This window comes from Caloramator fervidus, assembly GCF_900108045.1.
GTDB classification, from domain to species: domain Bacteria; phylum Bacillota; class Clostridia; order Clostridiales; family Caloramatoraceae; genus Caloramator; species Caloramator fervidus.
In genome coordinates, this window is record NZ_FNUK01000036.1 from 1 (window position 1) to 11,322 (window position 11,322).

The 11,322-nt window shown below is 30.0% G+C and carries 14 protein-coding genes; 11 read left to right on the top strand and 3 right to left on the bottom strand.

What is annotated here, in order from left to right:
* The coding region (locus C4R78_RS09730) for a helix-turn-helix domain-containing protein (protein WP_423236643.1) at nt 1–240 on the bottom strand (240 nt) is incomplete at its 3' end.
* A 505-nt stretch (nt 241–745) separates the two neighbouring features.
* Between C4R78_RS09730 and mnmH the strand changes: the two genes are divergently transcribed.
* The 4 genes from mnmH (at nt 746) to C4R78_RS09095 (ending at nt 4,185) form a co-directional block, all read left to right on the top strand.
* Nucleotides 746–1,771 carry a tRNA 2-selenouridine(34) synthase MnmH gene (gene mnmH, locus C4R78_RS09080; protein WP_103896728.1) on the top strand — a complete coding sequence of 342 codons (1,026 nt, stop codon included), beginning with the start codon at nt 746–748 and terminating at the stop codon, nt 1,769–1,771.
* An 87-nt stretch (nt 1,772–1,858) separates the two neighbouring features.
* A complete protein-coding gene (locus tag C4R78_RS09085) occupies nt 1,859–2,182 on the top strand; it encodes a GNAT family N-acetyltransferase (RefSeq protein ID WP_103896729.1) in 324 nt (107 codons plus the stop codon).
* 154 nt (nt 2,183–2,336) lie between these two features.
* Nucleotides 2,337–3,194, top strand: a complete 858-nt coding sequence (locus C4R78_RS09090) for a DegV family protein (protein WP_103896730.1) — start codon at nt 2,337–2,339, stop codon at nt 3,192–3,194.
* 79 nt (nt 3,195–3,273) lie between these two features.
* A complete protein-coding gene (locus C4R78_RS09095) occupies nt 3,274–4,185 on the top strand; it encodes a DMT family transporter (RefSeq protein WP_103896731.1) in 912 nt (303 codons plus the stop codon).
* A gap of 25 nt (nt 4,186–4,210) precedes the next feature.
* Here the strand turns inward: C4R78_RS09095 and C4R78_RS09100 are convergent, their stop codons facing one another.
* Entirely contained in the window at nt 4,211–4,852 is a 642-nt protein-coding gene (locus C4R78_RS09100) for a copper amine oxidase N-terminal domain-containing protein (RefSeq protein ID WP_159945888.1), read from the bottom strand.
* Nucleotides 4,853–5,038: 186 nt separating this feature from the next.
* On the opposite strand from C4R78_RS09100, the gene C4R78_RS09105 reads away from it, so the two are divergent.
* The 7 genes from C4R78_RS09105 to ilvA all read left to right on the top strand — a co-directional run bounded on the left by C4R78_RS09105 (nt 5,039) and on the right by ilvA (nt 10,978).
* Complete coding sequence (locus C4R78_RS09105; protein WP_103896733.1) at nt 5,039–6,559, top strand: alanine/glycine:cation symporter family protein; 1,521 nt, start codon at nt 5,039–5,041, stop codon at nt 6,557–6,559.
* A gap of 640 nt (nt 6,560–7,199) precedes the next feature.
* Nucleotides 7,200–7,385, top strand: a complete 186-nt coding sequence (locus tag C4R78_RS09110) for a hypothetical protein (RefSeq protein ID WP_103896734.1) — start codon at nt 7,200–7,202, stop codon at nt 7,383–7,385.
* Between the two features lie 123 nt (nt 7,386–7,508).
* Nucleotides 7,509–8,012: an ABC transporter ATP-binding protein gene (locus C4R78_RS09115; protein ID WP_242971218.1), complete on the top strand. Its 504-nt coding sequence runs from the start codon at nt 7,509–7,511 to the stop codon at nt 8,010–8,012.
* A 95-nt stretch (nt 8,013–8,107) separates the two neighbouring features.
* Nucleotides 8,108–8,473, top strand: coding sequence for a desulfoferrodoxin family protein (locus C4R78_RS09120; RefSeq protein WP_103896735.1), 366 nt, complete (start codon nt 8,108–8,110; stop codon nt 8,471–8,473).
* A 17-nt stretch (nt 8,474–8,490) separates the two neighbouring features.
* Nucleotides 8,491–8,652, top strand: coding sequence for a rubredoxin (gene rd / locus C4R78_RS09125; RefSeq protein ID WP_103896736.1), 162 nt, complete (start codon nt 8,491–8,493; stop codon nt 8,650–8,652).
* A gap of 17 nt (nt 8,653–8,669) precedes the next feature.
* The gene (locus tag C4R78_RS09130; RefSeq protein WP_103896737.1) at nt 8,670–9,845 is read left to right on the top strand and encodes an FprA family A-type flavoprotein; all 1,176 of its coding nucleotides are present in this window, start codon (nt 8,670–8,672) and stop codon (nt 9,843–9,845) included.
* A gap of 167 nt (nt 9,846–10,012) precedes the next feature.
* Nucleotides 10,013–10,978: a threonine ammonia-lyase gene (gene ilvA, locus C4R78_RS09135; RefSeq protein ID WP_103896738.1), complete on the top strand. Its 966-nt coding sequence runs from the start codon at nt 10,013–10,015 to the stop codon at nt 10,976–10,978.
* A gap of 21 nt (nt 10,979–10,999) precedes the next feature.
* Here ilvA and C4R78_RS09140 read toward each other — a convergent pair.
* A partial coding sequence (locus tag C4R78_RS09140; protein WP_146057687.1) for a transposase occupies nt 11,000–11,322 on the bottom strand: 323 nt, incomplete at its 5' end.

Below are 11,322 nucleotides of genomic sequence, written 5' to 3' on the forward strand. Positions count from 1 at the left end.
GGTTGAATAGCTAACCATATCAAAAATGCGTTTAACAGTATGTGAAGAAACATTAGCTTTAGAAGCAACAGATGACATACTACTAATACAAGAAAGTTCACTAATTATGTAAGCAACAAGCCTATTAGTAATTCTATGATATTTAGGGAGGAAATCTAAATTTTCAAAGAAACGCTTGCCGCAATTTTTACAAACATATCTACGTTTTTTAAGGATAATGAAAGTTTTCTTGTTCTGAATAGGAACGTCTTTAATTTTTTGGGTTCTGTAGTCATGGACTTTAGAAGTAGTAGAGCCACAAGAAGGGCAAACATGAGATTTTTTTTAGTTTCAACATGAAATTCAACGAAATCATCACCATTTACAATATTTTTTACGAAAACATCTTTTAAATTAAGCAAATTATTGATAAAATTATTCCTAAGCACTTTATCAGATGCCTCCTTTCAAAATATTTTGTGGGTTAATTATATTTTAGCAAAGCTGGCATCTGAATAAAGTGCTTTTTTGTATTTAAAGAAAAAATGTTGAGGCTATTTACCACCCCAATATTTATTATAGAACCATATATTTTGATAGAAAGTAATTAGTTATGGGTAAGACTATTTATTGTAACATATATTGGTTTAAATGTTTTAAAAATACTTGAATTAGCAAATAACATATGTTATAACAATAACTGATGTTACAATATGGCAGATGCTCATTATCATACTAGTCCTTAAAATGGAGGCAATAAGGAGGAATGATAAAGCTGTTAAACTATGAGGAAATAGACAAAAATAAAATACAAGGAAGTTATATCTTGATAGATGTTAGAAGTGAAGGAGAATACAGACAAGCACATATTCCAAACTCTATAAATATCCCTTTGTTTAATGATGAGGAAAGGAAAATAATTGGAACCGTTTATGTTAATGAAAGCATTGAAAAGGCAAAATATCTTGGAATAGAAGCAGCATCTAAAAGGCTTCCGATGATTTTTAAAGAAGTTTCTGAATTAGATAAGAAATATAATCAATTAATATTTTATTGTTCAAGAGGAGGTATGAGAAGCAGTAGCATAGTAGCCCTCTTATCTTCTCTTGGTATAAATGCAATAAAACTTTCAGGCGGATATAAAGGGTATAGAAAATATATAAATAAGGTTTTACCACAAACTATAAAAGATATTAAATTTGTTGTACTATATGGTAATACAGGTGTAGGAAAAACAAAAATATTAAAGGAGCTTGAAAAAAGGGGCTATGATGTTTTAGACCTTGAAGGATGTGCAAATCATCGCGGTTCCTTCTTAGGAGGTATTGGACTTGGTGAACAAAATTCTCAAAAGATGTTTGAGTCATATATTTATGAATCCATAAGAAAGAGAAAAACAAATACAATAGTTGTTGAAGGTGAGAGTAAAAGAATAGGTAGAGTGATAATACCTGACTATATTTTTTCTGCTATGGAAAATGGAATAAAAATAAAGATTGATGCAGATATTGAAACAAGGGTTAAAAATATAATGGAAGAGTATGTAACAGAAAATGATGATGAGTTAATAGGAGCCTTGAATTTGCTTAGAAAATATATATCTGAAAAAAATATAGAAAAATATATAAACGAGATAAAAAATAAAAATTATGCTGCTGTTATTGAAGAGCTTATGACAAAGTATTATGATCCATTATACAACTTCAAAGACAAAGATTTTGATTTTTCGATAAGTGCAAATAATATAAATGATGCAGTAGATGAGATATCTATATTATTAACTAAAGTTTAAGTTTATTATTTGTTAGTATCAATTATTTAATTATTGATAAAGATAATGATATTTACATTGCATGTTTTTTCAAAGGAGGAATAGAATATGGATTGGAAATTTGAAGACGGACGTATATACAGCGTGGATGAAAAAGGGGAATTAATGGCAGAGACAACTTATGTTGTAAAAGAAAATGGAGAGGTTGATATTGACCACACATATGTTAATCCAGTTTTAAGAGGTCAAGGTGTAGCTTCAAAAATGATGGAGGTTGTTGTAGAGTTCTTAAGAGAAAAAGGGGTAAAGGTAACAGCAAGTTGTTCTTATGCACACAATTGGCTTAAGAAGAACAAAGAAAAATATTCAGATATAATATCAAAGGAGTTTGAAAATGAAGCTATTGCCTGCAAAATAGATGGAAAACATTAATACTCTTTGTCAATAGTTGGAGCGGGCATTCGAATAGAATGCTCGGCTTTTTTAATTTTAGCTAAGGATATTTGTCAATATTAATCGATAAAGGTTGAAAGATAGCTAATAACATGATAAAATTTTGTAAAAAATAAAAAAGCGAGTGAGTAAAATGTCAGTGAAAATTTTAACCGATAGCACTAGTTATTTAAGTAAAGAAATATGCAAACAACTTGATATTAGGAAGGTTTCATTAAGTGTATCCTGGGATGATATAAGCATTAAGGAAGTTGATATTAATAATGAAGATTTCTACCGCATGATGAAAGAGAAGGGTATACCTAAATCTTCTCAGCCTTCAATTGGCGAGATGTTAGAGGAAATGAAAAAGGTTGTGGCTAATGGAGACAGCCTTGTTTGTGTTTTTATTTCTTCACAGATGAGTGGAACATACTCATCGGCACTTATGGTAAAAGAAATGGTGCTTGAAGAGTTTAAGGATGCTAAAATAGAAATTATTGATTCTAAATCTAATTGTATGCAATTAGGTTTTGCAGTTCTTGCAGGTGCAAGGGCAGCTAAAGAAGGTAAGACATTAAGTGAAGTTGTTGAAATTGTTAAGCAAAACTTAAAAAGAAGTAGATTTTTATTTATTCCTGATAATCTTGAATACTTGAAAAAAGGTGGAAGAATAGGCGGTGCTAAAGCGCTTATTGGAAATATTTTAAAGATTATACCTATATTGACAGTTGAGGATGGGAAAACTACAGTTTTATCCAAGGTCAGAACAAAGAAAAATGCAATATCAGCTATGATTGATAAGGTGGTTAAAGATAGTTATATTTATGGTCTTAAAGAAGTTGTTATTCATCATATTAATTGCTATACAGAAGCATTAGACCTTTCAAAATTGATAGAAGAAAAGCTTGGAGTTAAAGCTGATATTGTAGATATTGGGCCTGTAATTGGACTTCATGTAGGACCAGGTGCAATAGGGCTTGTTTATTCTACATATAAGGATATGGGATGATTAATTATATGCATAGTTTGGGCGGGCAATTTATTCAATGTCCGCCCTGGTTAATTTTAAGACGAATAGGAGGTGTATCATGAAGAGATATCTCCCATATTTAGCTGGAGTTACAATGTCTTTAATTTTTGGATTTTCATTTTTGTTTAGTAAGGCTGCCCTTGAAACTCTTTCAACGTTTGAGCTTTTATTTTTAAGATTTACAACAGCAACGGTTACCATGTCTCTTTTAATATTATTTGGGGTCGTTAATGTAAATTTAAAGGGTAAAAATTTAAAGCCACTTATATTAGTAGCTTTTTGGCAACCAATTATTTATTTTATTATGGAAACAAAGGGGCTACAATACACAACATCTTCAGAGGCTGGCGTTATGATGGCTTTTATTCCAGTGCTTGTTGCAATACTTGCAGCGTTTTTATTACAGGAAAATCCCTCTAAACTTCAATGGGTATTTATTATAATATCAGTTATTGGTGTCATTATAATTGTATTAGGTGGTGGAAATTTAGAGACAAAAGGTCAGTTAAAGGGAATAGTATTTTTATTATCTGCCGTATTTAGTGCAGCAATGTTTAATATATATTCAAGAAAAGCATCACAAAACTTTACGCCATATGAAACAACTTACTTTATGATGATACTTGGAATGATTGTTTTTGGTTTATTATATCTAATTCAAGGTATTGTAATGGGAGATATAAATATTTTAGCAAAAATAAATACTAAAGTTTTAATATCTATATTTTATTTAGGTGTATTATCTTCGGTTTTTGCTTTTTTGCTTGTAAATTACAGCTTATCTAAACTTCCTGCATCACAATCATCAGTTTTTGCTAATTTAACTACTGTTGTTTCAGTAATAGCTGGAATAACAATAAGACATGAAAGTTTTGAATTGTATAAATTATTTGGTGCTATAATGATAATAATTGGTGTTTGGGGAACAAATTATTTTGGAATACTTAAAAACAAAAATTTGGGCGGGTAATTTAAATCCACGCCCTTCTAATTTTTTATTGTTCTATTGTTTCACCAGATTGAGAATTTGTTTCCGTATTAGTTTGCATATTATCTTGATTTGATTGAGAATTTTGTTGATTATCCTGAGTAGGATTTGGTTGATTATTTGGTGATGGGTTATTTGTTGTGTTATCTTGATTTGATTGCTCAGTTTGTTGTGTAGTGTTTGATTCAGTATTTGGTTTTGTTTGTTTAGAAGATTTATTATTTAATGTTGATTTGATAAAATGCATTAAACTTCCTTGAATTTTTTTGAGTATACTTTTATTTAATTCTTCACTATTTACTAGTATTTTGGAGCCTGCAATAATTTCAATGGTATTACCATTTTTAGTAATAAGCAGTGTTTGGCTAGCTTTGTCCCATTTAACTTCAGCTTTTAACCCTCTAGAAATTGCAGTTATTGGTATAACTGTTTTTCCAAACTTAATTACTGGTGGAACTTTGTCTTTAAATTTTTTTGTAGTTTTTTCTGTTTTAATTTGTCTATTTTCTTTAGATTCTACTTGTTTTTGGTTTAATAAAGTTTGATTTTTATTTGATGCTGATGCTTTTAATGGTTTTGCATATGTAGGTAAATTAATGGATGTTGTAATAAAAGCACCTAACACAATTGTTAGTAATGCTTTTTTCATTTTATCCCTCCTTAAAATTTTTTTCATATTATATTATACAATTTTTTTAAGTGGTAGTCACCTAACATTTTATTTAAGTTTTGTAAAATTTTTCACGTATTATTCTAAATAATTGAAAAATTTAGAAAATAACTTTATAATATAAAGTAAGTTTTATTTAAAATTTATTAAAGTGGGGGGGTACAAATGAATTTTAATGAATTAACAGCTCAAATCAGTAGTTTATTATGGAGTAAAGCATTTATTTTTCTTTGTTTAGCTACGGGGTTTTATTTTTCAATAATTTTAAGATTTCCTCAGATTAGACTTTTTAAAGATATGATAAAAAATCTTATAGGTGAAAAGAATTCTGAAAAAGGGGTTTCGTCTTTTCAAGGTTTTGCAATGGCGTTAGGTGGGCGTGTTGGTATTGGTAATATAGCAGGAGTTGCAACAGCAATTTATTATGGAGGTCCCGGTGCAATATTTTGGATGTGGTTGATTGCTTTTATAAGTGCAAGTTCTGCTTTTATAGAATCAGCTTTGGCTCAAGCTTGGAAAGAAGAAATAGGTGGTGAATATAGAGGAGGTCCTGCATATTACATAGAAAAAGGTTTAAAAAATAGAGCTTTTGCTATAATATTTGCATTAGCTGTAACGATAGCGTGTGGGTTTACAGGACCGGGAATACAAGCCTTTAATATAGCAGATTCTTTTAAAAATGCTTTTGGAATCCAGCCAATTATTACGGGTGCTTTTGTAGCTTTGTTATTTGCATTTGTTATTTTTGGTGGAATTAAAAGAATTGCTAGGTTTGCAGAATTTGCAGTTCCTTTTATGGCAATAGGTTACATATTAGTTAGTATAATTATATTAATTGTTAATATTAAAAAAGTGCCAGCTATGTTTAGTTTAATATTTAGTTCTGCTTTTAATTTGAATGCAACCTTTGGAGCTATCTTTGGACATGCGATTATGTGGGGAGTAAAAAGAGCTTTATATTCAAATGAAGCTGGACAAGGAACAGGTGCACAGGCTGCAGCGACTGCTGAAGTATCACATCCAGCAAAGCAGGGGCTTGTTCAGGCTTTTTCTGTATATGTAGATACGTTATTTGTTTGTACTGCTACTGCTCTTATGATATTGTCTACAAGTAAATATAATGTTGTTAATCCTAAAGGTGGATTTTTAGTAGAAAATCTGCCAGGAGTTGGAGTAGGGGTAGGATTCACTCAAGAAGCAATAAATACTTTATTGCCCGGTTATGGAAGTAAGTTTGTTGCTATAGCTTTATTTTTCTTTGCTTTTACTACATTATTGTCCTTTGCTGTTTATACAGAGTCGAACATTGCATATATATTTAAACATAATGAAAATTATAAAACTATTGCAAAGATAGTAAAAGTTATATTAGTAGTAATGACATTCTTTGGGAGCATACGTTCTTCAGAAACGGCATGGAATCTTGCTGATATAGGTGTAGGGTTAATGGCATGGCTAAATTTGATAGCTATATTATTGTTAACCAAACCAGGTGTAGCACTTTTAAAGGACTATGAAGAGCAAAAAAAGTTGGGACTTGATCCTGTTTTTATTTCTGAAAGATGTGGTATCAATGATGCTGATATCTGGAAGGATATTGTTAAAAAGTATTATTCAGATCAAGCAAAGCAGTTAAATAATATTATTAAAAAAGAGAATATAAATAGTATAAAAATGGATACATAAAAAGTTTGTTTAAAAGCACTTTGTCAGAACCATAATTTGGTATCTGATAAAGTGCTTTTATATAGGTAATTTAAATTAAAAATATATTCTTTATAGATAATATAAATTTGAATTATTTTCAAAAAATCTTAAAATAATAATTATTAAAAAATTTTTAAAAATAAAGGCTGGTGAATAAATATATGCTTATTGATTTACATATTCACGAAAGAAAATATTCAAGAGATAGCAACATTTTTATTGATATAAATAAACTAAAATATATTTTAGGATTTATTATATGAACGTATGCCTTTATAATGTTACTTTTATACTTTGCTATTTTTGTTCCATGTTTTACAAATTATTCCATCAAACATATAACTTTTACCTTAAGTTACTTTAAGTCATTTAATTATAGGATTGTTAAGTCTTTTGTAAGAAGTATAATTTATTCTACTATTGCTGCAATAGCTTCTAGTTTTATTGGGATAATGCTTTCTTATTATATTGAAAGATCCATATATAATTCCTGGAACCTTTTTTGGAATAGGATATATTCTTGCTTTTAATAATAAGCCATTAATTCTTACAGGAACATCAATTATAGTTATACTTAACTGTATTTATAGACAACTATCTGTTGCAAGTAAGGCTGGTAGTGCTAGGAGCTATAATATTTATTATTTCACCAGGTGCAATGGTTGCAACGGTAGAGCTTTTTAATGCTATAAGAGATGGAGATTATGGACTTGGTTCTGTTATTGCTAGTTTGATTATTTTATTGACTTTAATGGTTGATGTTTTTGTTTCCAAGATATTAAATAAAACTCAGGAGGTTATTTAAATGTTTTTAGAATTAAAAAATTTAACAAAAACTTATGATAATAATAAGTGGTAAAACCACTACATTAGTGGATTTATAAGACCTTCGTCAGGTTCTGTTATTTTAGATGGACAAGATATAACATTGCTACCTCCTGAAAAAAGATCGGTATCAACTGTTTTTCAAAATTATGCATTATTTCCACATATGAATGTTATTGAAAATGTAATCTATGGATTGAAATATAAAGGTTATTATAAAAAAAGTAAGCAAATAGAAATGGCGTTAGAAATTTTAAATAATTTAGGTTTAAATGGTTATGAGAAAAAATATATTAATGAATTGAGTGGGGGTCAGCAACAAAGGGTTGCAATTGCAAGATCATTAATTTTAAATCCTAAAGTTTTGTTGTTAGATGAACCTTTTAGTAATTTAGATGCAAGTTTAAGGATTAAAATGAGAGATGAATTAAAAGAGATTCAAAAAAGGTTTAATGTTACTATGATTTTTGTAACCCATGATCAAGAAGAAGCTATGGAAATTTCAGATAGGATAGTTGTTATGGAAAAAGGTAAAGTGGTTCAGATAGGAACACCAGAGGAGGTATATTTTAACCCTAATCAAATGCCAATTTTAGTAGGTATTTGAATAAAGTGCCTTATAATTTTAAAAATATACTTGAATTTTTTGAATATTTTTGATATTATAATAAAAAGTTGTAAAATTTAGGGGGATGGTATAGGATGGTGTTTTATAAGTGCGAAATTTGTGGAAACATTGTGGGGTTAATTAAAAATGGTGGAGGACAGCTTGTGTGTTGTGGTAAAAATATGAATATAATTAAAGCAAATTCTACAGATGCATCCTTAGAAAAACATGTTCCAGTGTTAGCTAAAGAAAATGAAAGGGTTGTTGTTAAGGTTGGTTCTACTTTACATCCTATGATAAATGAGCACTATATTGAATGGATTGCTGTTTCAAATAATGATGGAATAGAAATAGTTTTTCTATCTCCAATGGATGAGCCCAAGGCAGAATTTTGTGATAAGGAGTATAATGAAGTTTATGCATATTGTAACCTTCATGGATTATGGAAAAAAGATTTATAAATATGGAGGGATTTAAAATGAAAAAATATCAATGTTCAGTATGCGGATATATTTATGATCCAGCTATTGGAGATCCTGATTCAGGTATTTTACCAGGGACAGCTTTTGAAGATATTCCATCTGATTGGGTATGTCCTTTATGTGGAGTGGCAAAGGATCAATTTGAAGCTTTAGAATAGAGACAAGAGGTGAATTTATGAGGCCATTTAAAATATCAGAAAATGTTTATTGGGTTGGAGCCATAGATTGGAATATAAGAAATTTTCATGGATATTCAACCCATAGGGGAACGACTTACAATGCATATCTTATTATAGATGAAAAAATAACCCTTATTGATACAGTTAAAAGCCATTTGGTTGATGAAATGTTAGAGCGAATTTCATATGTTGTTGACCCAAGAAAAATTGATTATGTTATATCTAATCATGTGGAAATGGACCATTCAGGAGGCCTTCCAAGATTAATGGAGATTATACCAGATGCTACAATTTTTACTTCTTTAAATGGAGAAAGGGGCTTAAAGCTACATTATGGCAGTAATTGGAATTTTAAGGTTGTAAAATCGGGAGAAACTTTAAGTCTTGGAAACAAAAGTTTAGAGTTTATATATACTCCTATGGTTCATTGGCCTGATAATATGGTTAGTTACTTGATTGAAGATAAAATATTATTTTCTAATGATGCTTTTGGGCAGCATATTGCGTCATCAGAACGTTTAGATAGTCAATTTTGTTTAGATATTATATTAGAAGAAGCTGCAAAATATTATGCTAATATTGTATTGCCATATAGCAGCAATGTCAAAAAGGTTTTAGAGGCAATTTTGAATTTAGATATTGATGTGATTGCACCAAGTCATGGACTGATTTGGAAAAACAATATTGAAGATATTATAAATAAATATAAAAAATGGTCAGATAACACTACTGATAATAAAGCAGTTATAGTATATGATTCAATGTGGGGATCTACAGAAAAAATAGCCTATGCAATTTACAATGCTTTTGAGGAGTCTAATATATCTGCTGTAATGTTAAATTTAAAAACAAATGATATATCGGATATAATGACCCATATACTTAATTCAAAATATATTTGTATAGGATCGCCTACTTTAAATAACAATATATTGCCGACGGTAGCATCATTTTTATATTATCTAAAAGGATTAGCTCCTAAAAAGCGTATAGCAATGGCTTTTGGATCATATGGTTGGGGAGGACAAAGCATAGGACAAATAGAGGATATTTTAAAAAGTTGTGGATTTGAACTTATAGATTCCATTCGTGTGCAGTATGTTCCAGATTTCAAGCAATTAAAAGAAATTAACGCTAAAGTTAAAGAAGTTTTACAAGGGGGCCGAATTTAGGATTCGGTCCTAATTTTTTTAATTGAAAGATTTTGTCAAACTATTGACATAAATGTTATTTTAGTATTAGAATAAAGACGGTAAATTCTTAATAGTCAAAATTAGTTGTTTAATTTAGATATTTGTCAATTAATGTAAAAAACAATTAAAGGAGATGAATTAAGACCATGCAAGTAACACTTGAAATGATTAAAGAAGCTCAGCGAAGATTAGATGGAGTTATAAGAAAAACTGAGTTATCTAGGTCATATAGTTTGTCTCAAGAGACAGGAATGAATGTATATTTAAAAACAGAAAATAGACAAAATACAAATTCTTTTAAGTTAAGAGGTGCTTACAATAAAATTGCAAGTTTAACAGATGAGGAAAGAAAAAGAGGTGTAGTAGCTTCATCTGCAGGTAACCATGCTCAAGGTGTTGCTTTTGCAGCAAAGACTTTTGGAATTAATGCGACAATATGTATGCCAGAAACTGCCCCAAAGACAAAGGTGGAGTCAACAAAATCATATGGGGCAACTGTTGTTCAATATGGTCAAGTATATGATGATTGTTATCAAAAGGCTGTTGAAATTCAAAAAGAAACAGGAGCAACATTTATACATCCATTTAATGACCCATATGTTATTGCAGGACAAGGAACTATAGGACTTGAAATATTAGATGTTTTAAACGATGTTGATGCAGTAGTTGTTCCAATAGGTGGAGGAGGAATAATATCAGGTATTGCAATAGCAATAAAGGAGATAAAGCCAAGTGTTAAGATAATAGGAGTTCAAGCAGAAGTTATTGCATCTACTAAGGCATCCCTTGATGCTGGTAAAATAGTTACATTACCAGGAGTAAAATCCTTAGCAGATGGTATATCAGTTAAAACTCCAGGGGATTTAACTTTTGAGATAATAAAAAAATATGTTGATGATGTTGTTACTGTATCAGAAGAAGAAATAGAAGACGCAATATATAGATTACTTAGAAGATCAAAGCTTGTTGTTGAAGGAGCAGGTGCAACAACTGTTGCAGCAGTAGTAAATGGAAAAGTTAATATGCCAGGAAAAAATGTTGTATGTGTTTTAACCGGTGGAAACATAGATCCAATAGTTCTTGCAAATATAATTCTAAAGAAGAATTCATAAGGCTGCAGCTTTGCTGCAGCTTCAGACCGTCGACAAACCCCACTTTTCAAAAAACGAAAAGTGGGGTTTGAGTATTTTTACAAGCATTTTTGATAAATATTTTATAAATACAAAGAAATTTTTGCCCTTTCCAGGGCCGTTTTGTCCCTTCTTCCACATCCAATTTGCCATCTTCTTTAAGTTAAAGCAAGCACAAACAAGCATCGCTTGCATGGACACTTTTTCTATCCCTCTTAGTGTTGTCCATCGCAAACCATGCTTCTCCTTCAAGTCAGCAAATACCCTCTCTATGGTTTTGCTTCTATCTTTATATAGTTCTTTGCATTCGTATGTATGTCTCAAAT